The sequence below is a fragment of the Streptomyces sp. NPDC007872 genome, assembly GCF_042868165.1.
Taxonomy (GTDB): Bacteria; Actinomycetota; Actinomycetes; order Streptomycetales; family Streptomycetaceae; genus Streptomyces.
This window is the reverse complement of the sequence record NZ_JBIAEA010000014.1, coordinates 95,132-112,737: the sequence shown is the minus strand read 5'-3', so window position 1 is coordinate 112,737 and position 17,606 is coordinate 95,132. Positions and strand designations below refer to the sequence as shown.

General features: G+C 72.5%; 17 protein-coding genes and 1 rRNA gene. 15 read left to right on the top strand and 3 right to left on the bottom strand.

Features of this window, described 5'->3' with window-relative positions; genetic code table 11:
* The 9 genes from rrf to ACFYNX_RS32930 form a co-directional block, all read left to right on the top strand.
* Positions 1 to 91: ribosomal RNA gene (rrf, locus tag ACFYNX_RS32970) — 5S ribosomal RNA — on the top strand; the annotation flags it as partial.
* Positions 92 to 180: 89 nt separating this feature from the next.
* A complete protein-coding gene (locus tag ACFYNX_RS32965) occupies positions 181 to 828 on the top strand; it encodes an HAD family hydrolase (RefSeq protein ID WP_388667115.1) in 648 nt (215 codons plus the stop codon).
* Positions 829 to 871: 43 nt separating this feature from the next.
* On the top strand, positions 872 to 2,074 hold the full coding sequence (locus ACFYNX_RS32960) for an MFS transporter (protein WP_388667113.1): 1,203 nt from the start codon (positions 872 to 874) through the stop codon (positions 2,072 to 2,074).
* Positions 2,043 to 3,218, top strand: a complete 1,176-nt coding sequence (locus ACFYNX_RS32955) for an acetoin utilization protein AcuC (protein ID WP_388667110.1) — start codon at positions 2,043 to 2,045, stop codon at positions 3,216 to 3,218. Before ACFYNX_RS32960 ends, ACFYNX_RS32955 begins: the two co-directional genes overlap by 32 nt.
* 102 nt (positions 3,219 to 3,320) lie before the next feature.
* Positions 3,321 to 4,136 (top strand): phosphatase, encoded by an 816-nt coding sequence (locus ACFYNX_RS32950; RefSeq protein WP_365548619.1) that lies wholly within the window; start codon positions 3,321 to 3,323, stop codon positions 4,134 to 4,136.
* Positions 4,137 to 4,263: 127 nt separating this feature from the next.
* Positions 4,264 to 4,473, top strand: coding sequence for a helix-turn-helix domain-containing protein (locus ACFYNX_RS32945; RefSeq protein ID WP_030223786.1), 210 nt, complete (start codon positions 4,264 to 4,266; stop codon positions 4,471 to 4,473).
* 193 nt (positions 4,474 to 4,666) lie between these two features.
* The gene (locus ACFYNX_RS32940; RefSeq protein WP_003948845.1) at positions 4,667 to 4,765 is read left to right on the top strand and encodes a 30S ribosomal protein bS22; all 99 of its coding nucleotides are present in this window, start codon (positions 4,667 to 4,669) and stop codon (positions 4,763 to 4,765) included.
* Between the two features lie 181 nt (positions 4,766 to 4,946).
* Complete coding sequence (locus ACFYNX_RS32935; protein ID WP_388667105.1) at positions 4,947 to 6,014, top strand: NAD-dependent epimerase/dehydratase family protein; 1,068 nt, start codon at positions 4,947 to 4,949, stop codon at positions 6,012 to 6,014.
* 15 nt (positions 6,015 to 6,029) lie between these two features.
* On the top strand, positions 6,030 to 7,058 hold the full coding sequence (locus tag ACFYNX_RS32930) for a lysophospholipid acyltransferase family protein (protein ID WP_388667102.1): 1,029 nt from the start codon (positions 6,030 to 6,032) through the stop codon (positions 7,056 to 7,058).
* Positions 7,059 to 7,163: 105 nt separating this feature from the next.
* On the opposite strand, the gene ACFYNX_RS32925 is transcribed toward ACFYNX_RS32930, so the two are convergent.
* The 3 genes from ACFYNX_RS32925 to ACFYNX_RS32915 form a co-directional block, all read right to left on the bottom strand.
* A complete protein-coding gene (locus ACFYNX_RS32925; RefSeq protein ID WP_388667099.1) occupies positions 7,164 to 8,417 on the bottom strand; it encodes a DUF5667 domain-containing protein in 1,254 nt (417 codons plus the stop codon).
* 312 nt (positions 8,418 to 8,729) lie between these two features.
* A complete protein-coding gene (locus ACFYNX_RS32920; protein WP_125656872.1) occupies positions 8,730 to 9,515 on the bottom strand; it encodes an ECF subfamily RNA polymerase sigma factor, BldN family in 786 nt (261 codons plus the stop codon).
* 449 nt (positions 9,516 to 9,964) lie between these two features.
* A complete protein-coding gene (locus ACFYNX_RS32915; RefSeq protein ID WP_365548607.1) occupies positions 9,965 to 10,906 on the bottom strand; it encodes an HAD-IB family hydrolase in 942 nt (313 codons plus the stop codon).
* A gap of 164 nt (positions 10,907 to 11,070) precedes the next feature.
* Between ACFYNX_RS32915 and ACFYNX_RS32910 the strand changes: the two genes are divergently transcribed.
* From ACFYNX_RS32910 to hemB, 6 genes are all read left to right on the top strand, one after another.
* Complete coding sequence (locus ACFYNX_RS32910) at positions 11,071 to 11,349, top strand: glutaredoxin family protein (RefSeq protein WP_388667095.1); 279 nt, start codon at positions 11,071 to 11,073, stop codon at positions 11,347 to 11,349.
* A gap of 272 nt (positions 11,350 to 11,621) precedes the next feature.
* The gene (locus tag ACFYNX_RS32905; protein WP_365548601.1) at positions 11,622 to 12,410 is read left to right on the top strand and encodes a redox-sensing transcriptional repressor Rex; all 789 of its coding nucleotides are present in this window, start codon (positions 11,622 to 11,624) and stop codon (positions 12,408 to 12,410) included.
* Positions 12,407 to 13,762, top strand: a complete 1,356-nt coding sequence (locus ACFYNX_RS32900) for a glutamyl-tRNA reductase (RefSeq protein WP_388667091.1) — start codon at positions 12,407 to 12,409, stop codon at positions 13,760 to 13,762. Before ACFYNX_RS32905 ends, ACFYNX_RS32900 begins: the two co-directional genes overlap by 4 nt.
* Entirely contained in the window at positions 13,759 to 14,745 is a 987-nt protein-coding gene (hemC, locus tag ACFYNX_RS32895) for a hydroxymethylbilane synthase (protein ID WP_365548596.1), read from the top strand. Before ACFYNX_RS32900 ends, hemC begins: the two co-directional genes overlap by 4 nt.
* Complete coding sequence (locus ACFYNX_RS32890) at positions 14,742 to 16,412, top strand: uroporphyrinogen-III synthase (RefSeq protein WP_388667087.1); 1,671 nt, start codon at positions 14,742 to 14,744, stop codon at positions 16,410 to 16,412. The genes hemC and ACFYNX_RS32890 overlap by 4 nt, the downstream gene beginning before the upstream one ends.
* A gap of 139 nt (positions 16,413 to 16,551) precedes the next feature.
* A complete protein-coding gene (gene hemB / locus ACFYNX_RS32885; protein WP_365548593.1) occupies positions 16,552 to 17,553 on the top strand; it encodes a porphobilinogen synthase in 1,002 nt (333 codons plus the stop codon).
* Positions 17,554 to 17,606 lie beyond the last annotated feature (53 nt).

Here is a 17,606-nt window from a genome sequence, read left to right as displayed (position 1 = left end):
GCCCGGTTACATTCCGAACCCGGAAGCTAAGCCTTTCAGCGCCGATGGTACTGCAGGGGGGACCCTGTGGGAGAGTAGGACACCGCCGAACAATTTTTAGCCTCAACCCCCGGACCTCGTCCGGGGGTTGAGGCATTTTTGCGTTCCGGGCACGTTCCGGACGCGTCCTAGGCTTGTGCCATGCGATACGACTTGGTCATCTTCGACAACGACGGTGTGCTGGTGGACAGCGAGCCGATCTCCAACACCCTGTTGGCCGGCTACCTGACGGAGCTCGGGCACCCCACCTCGTACGAGGACTCGTTGCGGGACTACATGGGGTCCGCCATGCACCGCGTCCACGACCTGGTCGAGGAGCGGACCGGGCAGCGGCTGCCCGTGGACTTCGACGACGTCTTCCACGCGCGCGTCTTCGCCGCGTTCCAGGCCGAGTTGGAGCCCGTGCCCGGGGCCGAGGACGTGCTGAAGCGGCTCGTCGACGCCGGGATCCCTTACTGCGTGGCCTCCTCGGGGAGTCACGAGCGGATCAGGGTCGGGCACCGGAAGACCGGGCTCGACGCCTGGTTCCGGGACGAGAACGTCTTCAGCTCCGAGGACGTCGGCCGGGGCAAGCCGGCGCCCGACCTGTTCCTGCACGCCGCCGCGCGGATGGGCGTCGAGCCCGCGCGGTGCGTCGTGGTCGAGGACAGCCGGCTCGGCGTGCAGGCCGCCCTGGCCGCCGGGATGGACGTGTACGGGTTCACCGCGATGACCCCCGAGGAGAAGCTCGCCGGGGCCCGGGGGTTCTTCCGGAGGATGGACGAGCTGCCCGCGGTTTTGGGTCTGTGATCCATCTACCCAGGGGTAGTTTCCGGCCGTACGCTGTGCCGCCATGACGGATGCGCGGTTGCGGCGTGGGCGGGGATCCCTGGCGGTCGGTTTCTTCGTGCAGGGGGTCACCTTCGCCCTGCTCGTGACCCGGATACCGGCGATCCAGGACCGGTACGGGATATCCGACGCGCTGCTTCCCGCCTTCCTGGCCGCCGTGCCGGTCCTCGCCGGGGTGGCGAGCGTGACGACCGAGAAGGTCGTCGCCCGGGTCGGGCCGGCCGTCGTCCTGCGGTGGGCGCAGCCCTTCGTGCTCCTCGCCCTGCTCGCCGTGGGGGCCGGTACGGAGCTGTGGGAGGCCGCCGTCGCCCTCGGGCTCTTCGGGATCGCCGTGGGCGCCCTGGACGCCTCGATGAACATGCTGGGCGTGAGCCTCCAGCGGGTCTACGGCCGCAGCATCATGCTCGGCTTCCACGCCTCGTACAGCCTCGGCGGGATCGTCGGGGCCTCGCTCGCCTGGGTGGGGGCGCACTGGCACCTGTCGCTGTTCACGTCCTACCTGCCGGTCGTGGCCGTCCTGGTGCCCCTCGCGCTCGTCGGCAGCCGCTGGTACGTGGCCGGCGGCGACGCGCCCGGTGCGGAGGAGGGCGGGGAGAAGGGGAGCGGCGGGATCGCGTTCAAGCTGCTGCTGCCGCTCTGCCTCGTCATGACCTTCGCGTACATCGGGGACTCCACGGTCGCCAACTGGAGCGCCAAGTACCTCCAGGACGTGCTGCACAGCTCCGAGGAGCTGGCGACCGTGCCGTACAACGCGTACATGGTGACGACGCTCCTCGGGCGGGCCGTCGGGGACTTCGGGGTGCGCAGGCTCGGGGCCGCGGCGGTCGTGCGCGGCGGGGCGGTGCTCGCGGCGCTCGGGTTCGGGCTCGTCGCGGTGGCACCGGGCGCCTGGGCGGGGATCGCCGCGTTCACGCTCCTCGGCCTCGGGCTCAGCGTGCTCGTGCCGCAGACCTTCGCCGCCGCCGGGCGGCTCTTCCCCGGCGACAGCGACGCGGCCGTGGCCCGGCTCAACGTCTTCAACTACGTCGGGTTCCTGGTCGGGTCGCCGCTCGTGGGGGCGCTCGGGGACGCGTGGAGCTACCGGGGCGCGATGCTGGTGCCGATGGTGCTCGTCCTGGTGACGGTGGTGTACGCCACGTCGTTCGGCTCGCGGGCGGCCCGATACGGTGGCGGGCATGAGCGGCCGCGCACTGTTGATGTGGGATGAAGCTGTCACGCAGTACGACTTCGGGTCCGAGCATCCGATGGACCCGGTACGGCTCGCGCTGACGATGTCGCTGGTGCGGGCCTACGGGCTCGACCGGGCGGTCGACGTGGTCGCGGCGAAGCCGGCCGGGGACTCGACGCTGCGGCTCGTGCACCGCGAGGACTACGTGGCGGCCGTGCGGGCGGCCTCGGCCGATCCGCGCCGCGCCGACCAGGCGTACGGGCTCGGCACGGTCGACGATCCGGCGTTCGCCGGGATGCACGAGGTGTCGGCGCTGATCGCCGGGCAGTCGGTGGGCGCGGCGGAGGCGGTCTGGCGCGGGGAGGCCGCGCACGCGGTCAACTTCTCCGGCGGGCTGCACCACGCGATGCCCGGGGCGGCGGCCGGCTTCTGCGTCTACAACGACGCCTCGCTCGCCATCGCCCGGCTGCTCGAACTGGGCGCGGAGCGGGTGGCGTACGTGGACGTGGACGTGCACCACGGGGACGGGGTGCAGGCGGCGTTCTGGGAGGACCCGCGGGTCCTGACGGTCTCGCTGCACGAGCACCCCAGGACCCTGTTCCCGCAGACCGGCTGGCCGGAGGAGACCGGTGCGCCGGGGCCCGGCGAGGGCGGGGCCGTGAACGTGGCGCTTCCGGCCGGGACCGGGGACGCCGGGTGGCTGCGGGCCTTCCACGCGGTCGTGCCGGAGCTGATCGCGGACTTCCGGCCGCAGGTCCTGGTGACCCAGCACGGCGCGGACACCCACTTCGAGGACCCGCTCGCCCACCTGGCGGTCTCCCTCGACGCGCAGCGGGCGGTCCAGGAGGCCTGTCACGAGCTGGCGCACGAGCACGCCGGCGGCAAGTGGCTGGCGCTCGGCGGCGGCGGGTACGCGGTGGTGGACGTCGTACCCCGGTCGTGGACGCACCTGGTGGGGATCGCGGCGCACGCGCCCGTCGAACCGGCCTCGGTGATCCCGTCGTCCTGGCGGGACGAGGTGTACGCGCGGACGCGGCAGTCGGGGCCGGCGCGGATGACGGACGGGCGGTGGCCGGTGGACTTCCGGGACTGGGCCGAGGGGTACGACCCGGCGGACCGGCTCGACCAGGCGGTGCTCGCGACCCGTAGGGCCGCCTTTCCGCTGCGGGGGCTGCTGGCCTAGGCCCCACCCGTCTGGAGAACGCCCTACCGGAAGTTACGCCGACGGTGGGGCGTCCTGGAGGTTCCCGTCCCCGGGCGGCCGCGTTCCGGCAGCATCGGGAGGGTGTTGAGTACCGGGGCGCTGCGGGCGCATCTGTTGGCGGCGGGGTTGGCGGGCACGGTGGCGACGCCGCGGGAGGAGAACCTGCGGAGCTACCGCCTCTTCGCCGCGCGCGATCCCCGGGTGCTGCTCGGGCTCGACCCCGTACGGGGCTGGGACGAGGCCGAACTGCTGCGGCTCATGGCCGAGAAGTGCGGGGTGTCGGGGGACCCGGGGCACCGGTCGGGGCCGGACGTCATCGATCCGGAGCGCACGCTGCGGGGCCTCGACGCCTTCGCGGAGCGGCTCGGCGCGGCGGCGGCGCGGCGGGTTCCGGTGCTCCTGGGCACGGGCCATCCGCACCGGCTGCTCGGTTTCTACGCCGTACTCGCAGACGCCTTGTCGGCGGCGGGATGTCTTGTCCTCACCCCGGCGCAGGGGAGACGTGTCGACATAACGACCCGGTTCGGCGTACGCACGCTCCTCCTCGACCACGCGCGGGGGGTGGTGTTCGTACGGGAACCCGGACCGCCCGGGGACGGGCGCGCACCGGGGGCGCACTCCCATTCGCCGCTACCGGTCAGGGCCGCCCTGGAGAGCGCGGCCGACTCCGGCGGGCCGCTCCCGGAGCTGGTGGTCGGGGACCACGGATGGGTCTGCGGGGCAGGTCAGCTCGGTATCGAGGCCATCGGGCTCGCCGACACGGACGATCCCGCGCTGTTCGTCGGGGAGGCGGAGGGGCAGGTGTCGGCGGTGGTTCCGCTTGACGACGGCGTGCGCTCCGCCTCGTACCTCCCGCTGACGCGCTATGTACTCAATCGAGCCCGTCTGTCACGGTAAACGGCCGGTCGCAGCTCCTCTTCCCCACTCGTACCACCCGCCCCTACTCTGGATCGTGAGCGCTCGGCGACGAAGAGTCACCGGAGGGGAAGCCGGTGGGCGTCGCGGCGGAAGGTACAGGTGGGTCATGGCTGCTGGCGATCGACCTCTCAACGAGGTCAAGTTTCTGACCGTGGCGGAAGTCGCCTCGGTGATGCGCGTCTCGAAGATGACCGTGTACCGCTTGGTGCACAGCGGTCATCTGCCGGCGATCCGGGTGGGCAGGTCCTTCCGGGTGCCCGAACAGGCGGTGCACGAGTACCTCCGGGAGTCCTTCGTGGGGGTGGGGACCGCGTAGCGAGCGCGCGGCGCGTCGCCGGGAAAGTCCGGGAGGACCCCGGGCGGCCCCCGGGAGAGCCGGATATCGCCCTCGGATTACGACCGGGGTGCTCGGGACGGTAGGCTAGGCCGACGTAGGTCGTGTGGGCCCAGACGCCCCGCACCGATTTCCGCCGAGGCGGGAATGTTCCGAGAAGTGAGCGAGGGTAGTCGTGGGCTCTGTTATCAAGAAGCGGCGCAAGCGGATGGCGAAGAAGAAGCACCGCAAGCTGCTCAAGCGCACGCGCGTTCAGCGTCGCAACAAGAAGTAAGGCGACCGCTGCACCGCAGCATTCAGTGCGTCGGGCGTGGCCCTTCACCGTTCGCGGTGGAGGGCCACGTCTTTTATTGCGCGGAAATCTGGAAGCGCTACGGTGGCGACCTACGGAACCGGCGGAACCGGCGGAAGCGTTCCGCGGAAGACGGACGGAAGACGGACGGAAGGCGCTGATCTTGGGCAAGGTCGTGCTCGTCACCGGTGCCGCCCGGCACCTCGGCGGCCGCTTCGTGCGGCGGATCCAGCGGGACCCCGAGGTGGAGCGGGTGATCGCGGTGGACGCGGTCGACCCGGCGCACCAGCTCGGCGCCGCCGACTTCGTACGGGTGGACATCCGCCGCCCCGAGATCGCGAAGGTCCTCGTCGAGCACGACGTCGACACGGTGGTCCACCTGGACGTCACCGGGACGGCCCTCGGCGGGGGCGGCCGGACGTCGGTCAAGGAGACCAACGTCATCGGCACCATGCAGGTGCTCGGCGCGTGCCAGAAGTCGCCGCGGATCGCGCGGCTCGTCGTCAAGTCCAGTACGAGCGTGTACGGCTCCGCGCCGCGCGACCCGGCCGTCTTCACCGAGACGACGCCCGCGAAGGCGCTGCCGAGCGGGGGCTTCGCGAAGGACGCCGTCGAGGTTGAGGGGTACGTACGGGGCTTCGCCCGGCGCCGCCCGGACGTGGCGGTGTGCGTACTGCGGTTCGCGAACATCCTGGGGCCCCGGATCGACTCCCCGCTGACCGAGTACCTGGCGCTGCCGGTCCTGCCGACCGTCCTCGGCTACGACCCGCGGCTCCAGTTCGTCCACGAGGACGACGTGATCGACGTGCTGCGCCTGGCGGCGCACGAGCCGCGCCGGGCCACCCAGAACAGCGGCACCTTCAACGTGGCGGGGGACGGGGTGCTGCTCCTCTCCCAGTGCGCGCGGCGGCTCGGCCGGCCGACGGTGCCGGTGCTGCTCCCGGCGGTCACCTGGGTGGGGACGGCGCTGCGCACGGTCGGGATCACCGACTTCGCGCCCGAGCAGATCCGGCTGCTCACCCACGGCAGGGTCGTCTCGACGGTCCACACGCGCGAGGTCTTCGGCTTCTCGCCCCGGCACACGACGGCGGAGGCCTTCGCGGCCTTCGCGCGCGGCCGGGGGCGGGGGCTGCTGCCGCCCGAGACGCTGGCCGGGGCGGTGGACCGGCTCGCCGGGCGCCTGGCCCCCGCTTCTCCTCCCGGAGTTCCCACAGTTCACGACGGCGCCTGAGGAGGCCCGACTGCGATGGCGGACGCCAAGGTCATTCCCTTCGACGACGACCGTTCACGGGCCCGTCGCCGCCCCTCCCGGACCGACGGCGAGGCGGCGGCCGTACGGGCCCTGCCTGGGCCGCAGGAGCCGGAACTCCCCGCCGCCCGGACGGCGGAGGAGGAGCCGGTGACCCCCGCCGCCCCGGAGCGGCCGGCCGCCGGAGGCGGTTGGGAGCGGCGGCTCGCGGGCGGGCTCGCGTTCCTGCGGCGGCGGATCACCGGCGAGTACGAGGTCGACGAGTTCGGCTACGACGAGGAGCTCACCGACCAGGTCCTGATGTCGCTGCTGCGCCCGCTGTACGAGAAGTACTTCCGGGTGGAGGTGAAGGGCGTCGAGAACATCCCCGACAAGGGCGGGGCGCTGATCGTCGCCAACCACTCGGGGACGCTGCCGCTGGACGGCCTGATGATGCAGGTCGCCGTTCACGACCGCCATCCGGCGGGGCGGCACCTGCGGCTGCTCGCCGCGGACCTGGTCTTCGTGCTGCCGGTCGTCAACGAGCTGGCGCGGAAGGCGGGGCACACCCTGGCGTGCGCGGAGGACGCGGAGCGGCTGCTGCGCGCCGGCGAGATCGTCGGGGTGATGCCGGAGGGCTTCAAGGGGATCGGGAAGCCCTTCGGGGAGCGGTACAAGCTCCAGCGGTTCGGGCGGGGCGGGTTCGTCTCGACGGCGCTGCGGGCCGGGGTGCCGATCGTGCCCTGCTCGATCGTGGGCGCGGAGGAGATATACCCCATGGTCGGGAACGCGAAGACGCTGGCGCGGATCCTGGGCCTGCCGTACTTCCCGCTGACCCCGACCTTCCCGTGGCTGGGCCCGCTGGGGGCGCTGCCGCTGCCGACGAAGTGGACGATCCAGTTCGGGGAGCCGATCCCGACGGACTCGTACGCGCCGGAGGCGGCGGAGGACCCGATGCTGATGTTCAACCTGACGGACCAGGTACGGGAGCAGATCCAGCACACGCTGTACAAGTTGTTGGTGCAGCGGAGGTCGGTGTTCTTCTGACGCGACGAGGATGTCGGAGAGGTCGGTGTTCTTCTGAGACCTTCCGACCGGAGCAGGGCATGAAGAAGGGGCGCCCCCCGTCCGTGGGGGCGCCCCTCCTCCTTGCTAGCGAGCGTCCTCGCTGTCGATGCCGAGGCCCGGAAGCAGGCCCGGCAGGATGGGCGGGATGGTGACGTCGGGGACGTCCGGGACGGGCTGGTCCGCCTCCGGCGGGGACGTGGGCGTCCCGGACGGGGAGGGCTTGAGCAGTCCGCCGCTGCCGCCGCCGATGAGGCCGTCGTCCTTCGGCGGGGCGGTGGTGGTGCCGTCCGTCGTCGGGCCGGTGCCCGTGCCGGGGGTCGACGGGCGGGGCGCGGTGGACGTACCGCCCGAGGAGGGCGTCTCCCGGCCGGTCGGCGGGCGCTGGGTGGCCGTCTCCCCGGTCTCCCGCGAGGTGCTGGGCGTGCTGCGCGGCCCCTCGGTGCCGACCGTGCCCTTCTCGGGGACGCGGGGGAGCACCGACTGGAGCGGCTCGACCTCTTCGTCTATGGCGTCGAAGACGTCCGTGACCTCGTTGCCGACGTCCGTGAGCTGGACGGGGAGCCGGTCGCGGAGGCCGTCCCAGGTGTCCCGGTGGGCCTGGGCGAAGGAGTTGAGCCGGGCCATCGGGCCGAGGGCGCCGTCCCGCTCGTACGCCTGGCGGAGCAGCCGGTGGCCCTCGGTGGCGTCGTGCTTCATCCCGCCCAGGACCCGGCGGATCTCGGCGAGCGACTCGTGGTCGAGGTCGCCCGCGCGGCCGCGCTCCATGAGGCGGCGGGCCTCGCTGAGGCGGGTGGAGGCCTGGTCGAGGTAGATGCCGCCGCGGTCCGCGTCGTCGTCCGCCATGCCCAGCTTGATGTCCTCCATCCCGCGCTTCAGCCCGTAGAGCGAGTCACCGGGAAGGGCGTCGGAGCTGGCGGCGGCCACTCCGCCGAAGGCTCCCGCGGCCACGCCGACCGTGAGGCCGCCGGCGGCGAGGCCCTTGGTCCAGCGGGACCGGGGGCGCAGCTTCCGGAGCGGGGAGGCCCGGTGGGCCCCCTTGCCGGTGGACGTCCGCTGCTCCGGGACGGTGGGGCCCGCGGCGGCGGTCCCCTCCATGAGCATCGCTTCCATGGCGGCGATCATCCGGGCCCGATGCACCACTTTGACCTCGGGGTCGAGCTGCGGCTTGGGCAGCTCGCCGAGTCCGTTCGCCAAGGCCAGGAGCCGTCCCTGCTCCGCAGGTTCGGCCGGTTCGACCGGGGTCTCGGGCTGCTCGGCCGCAGCGCCCTCGGACGCCCGGTCCTCCAGGGCCTGGGCGAAGGCGTTCGCCCGCCGGTGCGCCGATACGTTCGCGATCACTGGCGGCACCTCCTCTCGTCATGACGGTCGACTCCCCGGGGTGTCCGGAGGGTTGCACACCTTGAGCGCATCCACACGAAAGAGTGAGTGGCTGCGGGCACGGCGTGACCACAGGGAGCCTGCATCCCGCACAACGAGCGGCGCGGCACTTGGGTTACGCGCGAGAGATGATCGGACCAGTGCGTCATCGAGGCGTCACCGACTGTGAGTTGGACGGGGGTCGTGGGACATGTGGGGGACGGGGGCGGTGCCGGGCGCGTGGGGGCGCCGGACGGCGCCCGGTCGGCGGGTCGGTCGGGGATCGGCGCCCGGTCAGCGGGCGTCGTCGGGGAGGAGGCGGGCCAGGGTGCGGACCGCCCGGTACTGGAGCGTCTTGATCGCCCCCTCGTTCTTCCCCATGACGCGGGCGGTCTCGGCGACCGAGAGGCCCTGGAGGAAGCGCAGGGTCACGCACTCCTGCTGCTGGGGGTTGAGACGGCGGACCGCGTCGAGGAGGGCGGCATTGGAGAGGGACTCCAGGACGGAGTCCTCGGGGCTGCGTTCCACCTCGTTGGCGTCGAGCATCTCGCCGGTGGTGACCTCAAGGCGGAAGCGGCTGGACTTGAAGTGGTCCGCGACCAGGTTCCGGGCGATGGTGACGAGCCAGGCGCCGAAGTCGCGGCCCTGCCAGGTGAAGGTGGAGATCCGGCGCAGGGCGCGCAGGAAGGTCTCGCTGGTGAGGTCCTCCGCCGTCGCCTTCCCGCCGACGCGGTAGTAGATGTAGCGGTAGACCGTGTCGCTGTACTGGTCGTACAGGCGGCCGAAGGCCTCGGCCTCGCCCGCCTGGGCGCGCTCGACGAGGTCCATCATGCGGGCGCTGTCGCTGTCCGCGGCGGGACGGCGGGAGGCGGTCGGGGCTCCGGAGCGGGCGCCCCGTCTGCCCACGGCGGCGCCGCCGTCGGCCAGGGCGTAGCAAGGTCCGACGGGTGCCGGTGCGGCGAAGGCGAAGGCGGGGACAGGGCCGGCGTACGCGGTGGGGACGAAGCCGCGCAAGTGGTCGAGGACCGTTGCGCGCAGCGTAGCCAGGCCCGAGGCGTCAACCCCGACGTGTGGGTACACGGGACTCCCAGAGGCAGAGCTTCCATCACGTGCAGTGCGGGACCGTTCACCCGTCGTAGCGACGTGAGGGGTCCTTTGTGCGTCTGAGGAGAATAACGCTTCGTACAGGCAGCGCTACACCCAGTTGCAGAAATCGCCGGTTCCGTCGTATCTGTTACTGCTTGCAGTCGAATCAAGGTCCAGTTGGTGACTGGTTGTTGATCGGTCTGCTTTCGAATGTGATCACGTGCACGCTCTGTTGTGCTCAAGTGAGAGATGCGCGAGTGATCGGGGCCGCTGCGGGGTAAGGGCCCGGGAATGCCCGGGAGTCGACCTGTGCGGTGCTGTTCGACCACGGACGGGTGAGGGCGCCTGGTCCGGGGTTGTCGCAGATGATCGCAGCCGAAACGTATCGGCAGGCAGGTAGGAAGGCAGGCGGGCAGACGGGCGGGGCGGTCGGGGCCCGGGCGTCAGTGGCGGCGGCGGTGCAGGGCGACCGCGGCGGCCGTGCCGCCGGCCAGCGCGCCCAGGCCCGCGGCGGCGGGGATGCCGACCTTGGCGGCCTTGCGCCCGGTCCGGTAGTCGCGCAGCCGCCACTCCCGTTCCTTCGCGTGCCTCCGGAGCTTGGTGTCCGGGTTGATCGCGTACGGGTGCCCGACGAGCGAGAGCATCGGGATGTCGTTGTGCGAGTCGCTGTACGCGGCGCAGCGGCCCAGGTCGAGCCCCTCGGCGGCGGCGAGCGCCCGTACCGCCTCGGCCTTGGCCGGGCCGTGCAGGGGCTCGCCGACCAGCCTGCCGGTGTAGACGCCGTCGACGGACTCGGCGACCGTGCCGAGCGCGCCGGTCAGGCCGAGCCGGCGGGCGATGATCGTGGCCGTCTCGACCGGGGCGGCCGTGACGAGCCACACCTTCTGGCCCGCGTCCAGGTGCGCCTGGGCCAGGCCCCGGGTCCCGGGCCAGATGCGGTCGGCCATGTACTCGTCGTAGATCTCCTCGCCGATGCTCATCAGCTCGGAGACGCGGTGGCCCTTGACGATGGACAGGGCACTCTCGCGGGCGTCCTGCATGTGCTCGGGGTCCTCGACGCCGGCGAGCCGGAACCAGGCCTGCTGCCAGGCGAAGCGGGCGAGTTCGCGGCGCTGGAAGAACTTCCGCTTGTACAGGCCGCGGCCGAAATGGAAGATCGCGGCGCCCTGCATCACGGTGTTGTCGAGGTCGAAGAAGGCGGCCGCCCGCACGTCGCCGACGACCGGGAACTCGGGCTCGGCGGGCGGTTCGGCGGCGGCCTCCTCGCGCTCCCGTTCCAACTGGAGCGAGGTCTTGCGCGCTGCCTCGGCAGCGGCCTCGCCTGCGAGGACGCTGCGCGCGGTGGCGGAGCGCCTACGAGGGGTGAGCCATCCCAGAGCGGCCATGCCGTGAGCATAGCCAGTCTGTTCGGTACTTCCCGACTTGTGACGATGCCGCGGCGTGAACAGTGGGGTGCCCCCCTGTTAATCGGGTCACGTCCCCGGGTCACGTCCCGAGTGCGTCCGGAACCCGTTCCGGCGGGGCGGCCGCGGTGCGCCGGGGGGACAGAATGGGCGTCATGTTCGGACGGAAGAAGAAGGCGGACGCCGGGGCGCGGACCGTGACCCTCATCGGCAGGCCGGGGTGTCATCTCTGCGACGACGCAAGGACGGTGGTCGAGGCCGTGTGCGCGGAGACCGGGGCGTCCTGGGAGGAGAAGGACATCACCCGCGACGAGGAGCTGTACCGGGCGTACTGGGAGCAGATCCCGGTCGTCCTGGTCGACGGGGAGCAGCACACCTTCTGGCGCGTGGACGCCGATCGGCTCCGGCGCGAACTGGGTGCGTGACCGAAACCCGGTTACCATCATGGACGTTTTGTTGGGTTTCGGGGGCGGCGTCGTGAGGAGAGTGTGCGGCTTTGCCCCCTTCGGGTTCTCAACGCGCCGATCTTCTCCGCGGTTCCACGGCGACGGGAACCGGCCGCGTGACCCCGGTCACTTTGGCCGGACAAAACGGACACCATCTTTGTGCACGCGTTCACAAAGACATAGCCTGCATTCGACGGGGCGGTCTTGGGACATGTGGCCGCCTGCAGCCCCGCTCATCCCGCAGGAGCACCGTGGCAACTGGCCGAACTCACCGACCGGCGACCCGTAGCCGAGGAATTCCCGAGGCCACCGTCGCCCGGCTTCCGCTGTACCTGCGCGCGCTGACCGCGCTCTCGGAGCGTTCCGTACCCACGGTCTCCTCCGAGGAGCTCGCGGCCGCGGCGGGGGTCAACTCCGCGAAGCTGCGCAAGGACTTCAGCTACCTCGGCTCCTACGGCACCCGCGGGGTCGGCTACGACGTCGAGTACCTCGTCTACCAGATCTCCCGCGAGCTGGGCCTCACCCAGGACTGGCCCGTCGTCATCGTCGGCATCGGCAACCTCGGCGCCGCCCTCGCCGGTTACGGCGGCTTCGCCTCCCGGGGCTTCCGCGTCGCCGCGCTCATCGACGCCGACCCCGCCATGACCGGCCGGCCCGTCGCCGGCATCCCCGTCCAGCACAGCGACGACCTGGAGCGGATCGTCGAGGACGACGGCGTCTCCATCGGCGTCATCGCCACCCCGGCCGGCGTCGCCCAGCAGGTCTGCGACCGCCTCGTGGCCGCCGGCGTCACCTCCATCCTGAACTTCGCCCCCACCGTCCTCTCCGTCCCCGACGGCGTCGACGTGCGCAAGGTCGACCTCTCCATCGAGCTCCAGATCCTCGCCTTCCACGAGCAGCGCAAGGCCGGCGAGGACGCCGGGGCCGACGACGGCGCGGAGCACACCCCTGCCGTCGTGCCGCCCGCCCCCCGGGGCACCACGGGCACCGGCAGCCGCAAGGGACCCGACGGGGACGTCCCCGCCGTGATGCCGGCATGAGCCTCCTCGTCGTCGGACTCAGCCACCGCAGCGCCCCCGTCTCCATCCTGGAGCGGGCCTCCCTGTCGGCGGACACCCGCACCAAGCTCCTCCAGGACACGCTCGCCGCCGAACCGGCCACCGAGGGCGCCGTCCTGGCCACCTGCAACCGCATCGAGCTCTACGCCGACGTCGACAAGTTCCACGCCGGCGTCGCCGAGCTGTCCACGCTCCTCGCCCAGCACAGCGGCGTCGGCCTGGACGAGCTCACCCCCTACCTCTACGTGCACTACGAGGACCGGGCCGTCCACCACCTCTTCTCGGTGGCCTGCGGCCTGGACTCCATGGTCGTCGGCGAGGGCCAGATCCTCGGCCAGATCAAGGACGCCCTCGCCCTCGGCCAGGACCTGCACACCGCCGGACGCCTCCTCAACGACCTCTTCCAGCAGGCCCTCAGGGTCGGCAAGCGCGCCCACAGCGAGACCGGCATCGACCGGGCCGGACAGTCGCTCGTCACCTTCGGGCTGGAGCAGCTCGCCAACGGAGAGGACGTCGAGACCTGGGCCAAGGGCAAGAAGGCCCTCGTCATCGGCGCCGGCTCCATGTCCTCCCTGGCCGCCGCCACCCTCGCCCGCTCCGGCGTCGCCGAGATCGTCATCGCCAACCGCACCCTCGCCCGCGCCGAACGGCTCGCGCAGATCCTCACCGAGCCCGGCGGAACGGGAGTCTCCGCACACGCGGCCGAGATGGTTGCCGTCGGCGACGAACTGGGCCGGGCCGACATCGTCGTCTCCTGCACCGGCGCCACCGGACTCGTCCTCACCGGCGACGACGTGGCCGCCGCCGTACGGGACCGCGAGGCCCCCCTCGCCCTCCTCGACCTCGCCATGCCCCGCGACATCGACGCCGCCGCCCACCGCGTCCCCGGCGTCCGGCTCGTCGACATCGAGTCGCTCGCCGAGGCCTCCGCCGACGCGCCCATGGCCACCGACGTCGACCGGGTCCGGTCCATCGTCTCCGACGAGGTCGCCGCCTTCGGCGCCGCCCAGCGCGCCGCCCACATCACCCCCACCGTCGTCGCCCTGCGCGCCATGGCCGCCGACGTGGTCACCAGCGAGGTCGCGCGCCTCGAAGGCCGCCTCCCCGGCCTCGACGAGAAGCAGCGCGCCGAGATCACCCAGACCGTGCGCCGCGTGGTCGACAAGCTCCTGCACGCGCCGACCGTGCGGGTCAAGCAGCTCGCCAGCGAGCCCGGCGGCGCCGGGTACGCCGACGCGCTGCGGACACTCTTCGACCTCGACCCGGAGACGGTCGCCGCCGTCAGCCGGGCCGACCTGAATGACGCCGACGTCAAGAACCGAGGGCGAGTATGACCGAGAGGGCACTGAGGCTCGGGACCAGGCGCAGCAAGCTCGCCATGGCCCAGTCCGGGCACGTGGCCGACGCCGTACGGCAGGTGACCGGCCGGCCCGTCGAGCTCGTGGAGATCACGACGTACGGGGACACCTCCCGCGAGCACCTCGCGCAGATCGGCGGCACCGGCGTCTTCGTCGCCGCCCTGCGCGACGCGCTGCTCGCCGGCGAGGTGGACTTCGCCGTCCACTCGCTGAAGGACCTGCCGACCACCCCGCACCCCGACCTGGTCGTGGCCGCGATCCCCCGCCGCGAGGACCCCCGCGACGTCCTGATCGCCCCCGCCGGCACCACGCTGGACCGGCTGCCCGCGGGCGCCCGGGTCGGCACCGGCTCGCCGCGGCGCATGGCCCAGCTCCACGCCTACGCGCGCGACCACGGCCTGGAGATCACCTGCGTCCCGATCCGGGGCAACGTCGACACCCGCGTCGGCTACGTCCGCAGCGGTGAACTGGACGCGGTCGTCCTCGCCGCGGCCGGACTCAACCGCATCGGCGGCACCGAGGAGCTCACCCGCTCCCTCACCCTCGACCACCTCCCGGTCGACACCGTGCTGCCAGCCCCCGGCCAGGGGGCCCTCGCCGTCGAGTGTCCGGCGTCCGACGCCGGACTCGTCGCCGCTCTCGCCGCTCTCGACGACCCGTACACGCGGGCCGCCGTGACCGCCGAGCGCTCCCTGCTCGCCGCCCTGGAGGCCGGCTGCTCCGCACCCGTGGGTGCGCTCGCCGACCTGCTGGCCGACGACCCCGGTCACGGGCAGGCTGTCACCGAAATGCGCCTGCGCGGCGTCGTCGGCACCACCGACGGCTCGACGCTGGTGCAGCTGTCCACCACCGGACCCGTACCCACCTCGCACGACGAGGCCATGGCGCTCGGACGCGTACTCGCGGACGAGATGCTCGCCAAGGGTGCGGCCGGTCTTATGGGGGAGCGAGCACTTTGAACCCCACCAGCCCGACCACCAGCCCCCTGTCCCCGGCCCTCGCGGGCCACGGACACGTCACCTTCCTCGGAGCGGGACCCGGTGATCCCGGGCTCCTGACCCTCCGGGCCGTCGAGGCCCTCGCGGGTGCGGACGTCCTGATCGCCGAGCCCGAGGTCCTCGACGTCGTCCGCGGCCATGCGCGCGCGGGGGTGAGCACGCCGGAACTGACGGTTGTCGACGAGGCGTCAACAGCCGCCGGGATCCCCGTGTTGAGGGACGCGGCCAATCTTGTCATGGAGGCCGCGAGGGGCGGCAGGCGGGTCGTCCGTGCGGTGACCGGCGACCCCGGCCTCGACGGCAACGCGGGCGCCGAGATGCTCGCCTGCGCCGCCGAGGGCATCCCCTTCGAGGTCGTCCCCGGCGTCGCCACCGCCGTCGGCGTCCCCGCCTACGCCGGCGTGCCGCTGCGCGACGCGCAGGGTACCGACGTGCGCTTCGTCGACGCCCGGACCGCCGACGAGCGGTGCTGGACCGAGGTCGGCGCCTCCGACGGCACCGTCGTCGTCTCCACCACCCTCGACGCGGTGGCCGCGGCCGCCGGCGAACTGGTCGCGGCCGGCCGCAAGCCGGACACCCCGCTCACCGTCACCGTCGCCGGCACCACCACCCGCCAGCGGACCTGGAACGCCACCCTCGGCACCATCGCCCAGGTCTTCAAGCAGGGCAAGGTCCTCCCCTCGCCCGAGGGCCACCGGCCGGTCATAGCCGTGGTCGGCGAGCGCAGCGCCCCGGCGCAGCGGGACCGGCTGTCGTGGTTCGAGTCCAAGCCGCTCTTCGGCTGGCGGGTCCTCGTGCCGCGCACCAAGGAGCAGGCCGCCTCGCTCTCCGACCAGCTCCGCTCGTACGGCGCCGTGCCGCACGAGGTCCCGACCATCGCCGTCGAGCCGCCGCGCACCCCGCAGCAGATGGAGCGCGCGGTCAAGGGCCTGGTCACCGGCCGCTACGAGTGGATCGCCTTCACCTCCGTCAACGCCGTGAAGGCCGTCCGCGAGAAGTTCGAGGAGTACGGGCTCGACGCCCGCGCCTTCGCCGGGATCAAGGTCGCCGCGGTGGGCGAGCAGACGGCCGCCGCGCTCGTCGACTTCGGCGTCAAGCCCGACCTGGTGCCCAGCGGCGAGCAGTCCGCCGCCGGACTCCTGGAGGACTGGCCGCCGTACGACCCGGTCTTCGACCCGATCGACCGCGTCTTCCTGCCGCGCGCCGACATCGCGACCGAGACCCTGGTCGCGGGCCTCATCGAGCTCGGGTGGGAGGTCGACGACGTCACCGCCTACCGGACCGTACGGGCCTCGCCGCCGCCGGCCGACACCCGCGAGGCGATCAAGGGCGGCGGCTTCGACGCGGTCCTCTTCACCTCGTCGTCGACTGTGCGGAACCTCGTCGGCATCGCCGGCAAGCCGCACAACGTCACCGTCATCGCCTGCATCGGCCCGGCCACCGCCAAGACGGCGGAGGAGCACGGCCTGCGGGTCGACGTCCTGTCGCCCGAGCCGTCCGTCCACAAGCTGGCGGAGGCCCTCGCGGACTTCGGCACGCGCCGGCGGGAGTCCGCCCTGGAGGCGGGCGACCCGGTGACGCGGCCGAGCGAGCGGCGACCGGGCGCGAGACGGCGCCGGACGACGTAGTCGCTCTCCTGCCGGGGTGCGGGTCCCGTACGGGGCCCGCACCCTTCGCGTTGCGGGAGGGAGGCGCGGGGTCGCGGCCCCCTGCGCGGCAACACCCTGTCGGTAAGTGCACCGTTTGTGCGGGCGTAGCCTCGATCGTATGAACTCGTACGGATCCTTTCCCGGGGCGCGGCCGCGGCGGCTGCGGACGACGCCCGTCATGCGGCGGATGGTGGCCGAGACGCGGCTGCATCCCGCCGACCTGATCCTGCCCGCGTTCGTGCGCGAGGGGATCACCGAGCCCGTGCCGATCGGGGCGATGCCCGGGGTCGTGCAGCACACGCGCGACACCCTGCGGAAGGCCGCCGTGGAGGCGCTGGAGGCCGGGGTCTCCGGGATCATGCTCTTCGGCGTGCCCGAGGACGCCAAGAAGGACGCCGCCGGCACGGCGGGCACCGACCCCGACGGGATCCTCCAGGTCGCGATCCGGGACGTGCGGTCCGAGGTCGGCGACGACCTCGTGATCATGTCGGACCTCTGTCTCGACGAGTTCACCGACCACGGCCACTGCGGCGTCCTCGACGCCGACGGGCGCGTCGACAACGACGCCACGCTGGAACGCTACGCCGAGATGGCCCAGGTCCAGGCCGACGCCGGCGTCCACGTCGTCGGCCCCTCCGGGATGATGGACGGCCAGGTCGGCGTCGTCCGGGACGCCCTCGACACCATCGGCAAGGAGGACGTGGCGATCCTCGCGTACACCGCGAAGTACTCCTCCGCCTTCTACGGCCCCTTCCGCGAGGCCGTCGGCTCCTCCCTCAAGGGCGACCGCAAGACCTACCAGCAGGATCCGGCCAACCTCCGGGAGTCGATGCGCGAGCTGGCGCTCGACCTGGAGGAGGGCGCGGACATGGTGATGGTCAAGCCCGCGGGCCCCTACCTCGACGTCCTCGCCAAGGTCGCCGCCTCCGTGGACGTGCCCGTCGCCGCGTACCAGATCAGCGGCGAGTACGCGATGGTCGAGGCCGCCGCCGAGAAGGGCTGGATCGACCGCGACAAGGCGATCATGGAGACCCTCACCGGCATCCGGCGGGCCGGCGGGCAGATGATCCTGACGTACTGGGCGACCGAGGCCGCGCAGAAGCTCGGCCGCGGGATCTGACCGCTCCCCTCACCTTCCGGCTGGTGGGGGGCCGCCGGTCGGCGCACCCTGGA

Excerpts from the sequence above, each read along its gene's own strand:
- ACFYNX_RS32955 (WP_388667110.1), top strand. The coding sequence starts at position 2,043 with ATGAGCGGCCGCGCACTGTTGATGTGGGATGAAGCTGTCACGCAGTAC.
- ACFYNX_RS32915 (WP_365548607.1), bottom strand. The coding sequence starts at position 10,906 with ATGGCCGCTCTGGGATGGCTCACCCCTCGTAGGCGCTCCGCCACCGCG.
- ACFYNX_RS32900 (WP_388667091.1), top strand. The coding sequence starts at position 12,407 with ATGAGCCTCCTCGTCGTCGGACTCAGCCACCGCAGCGCCCCCGTCTCC.
- ACFYNX_RS32960 (WP_388667113.1), top strand. The coding sequence starts at position 872 with ATGACGGATGCGCGGTTGCGGCGTGGGCGGGGATCCCTGGCGGTCGGT.
- ACFYNX_RS32910 (WP_388667095.1), top strand. The coding sequence starts at position 11,071 with ATGGGCGTCATGTTCGGACGGAAGAAGAAGGCGGACGCCGGGGCGCGG.
- ACFYNX_RS32945 (WP_030223786.1), top strand. The coding sequence starts at position 4,264 with ATGGCTGCTGGCGATCGACCTCTCAACGAGGTCAAGTTTCTGACCGTG.
- ACFYNX_RS32965 (WP_388667115.1), top strand. The coding sequence starts at position 181 with ATGCGATACGACTTGGTCATCTTCGACAACGACGGTGTGCTGGTGGAC.
- ACFYNX_RS32930 (WP_388667102.1), top strand. The coding sequence starts at position 6,030 with ATGGCGGACGCCAAGGTCATTCCCTTCGACGACGACCGTTCACGGGCC.
- hemB (WP_365548593.1), top strand. The coding sequence starts at position 16,552 with ATGAACTCGTACGGATCCTTTCCCGGGGCGCGGCCGCGGCGGCTGCGG.
- hemC (WP_365548596.1), top strand. The coding sequence starts at position 13,759 with ATGACCGAGAGGGCACTGAGGCTCGGGACCAGGCGCAGCAAGCTCGCC.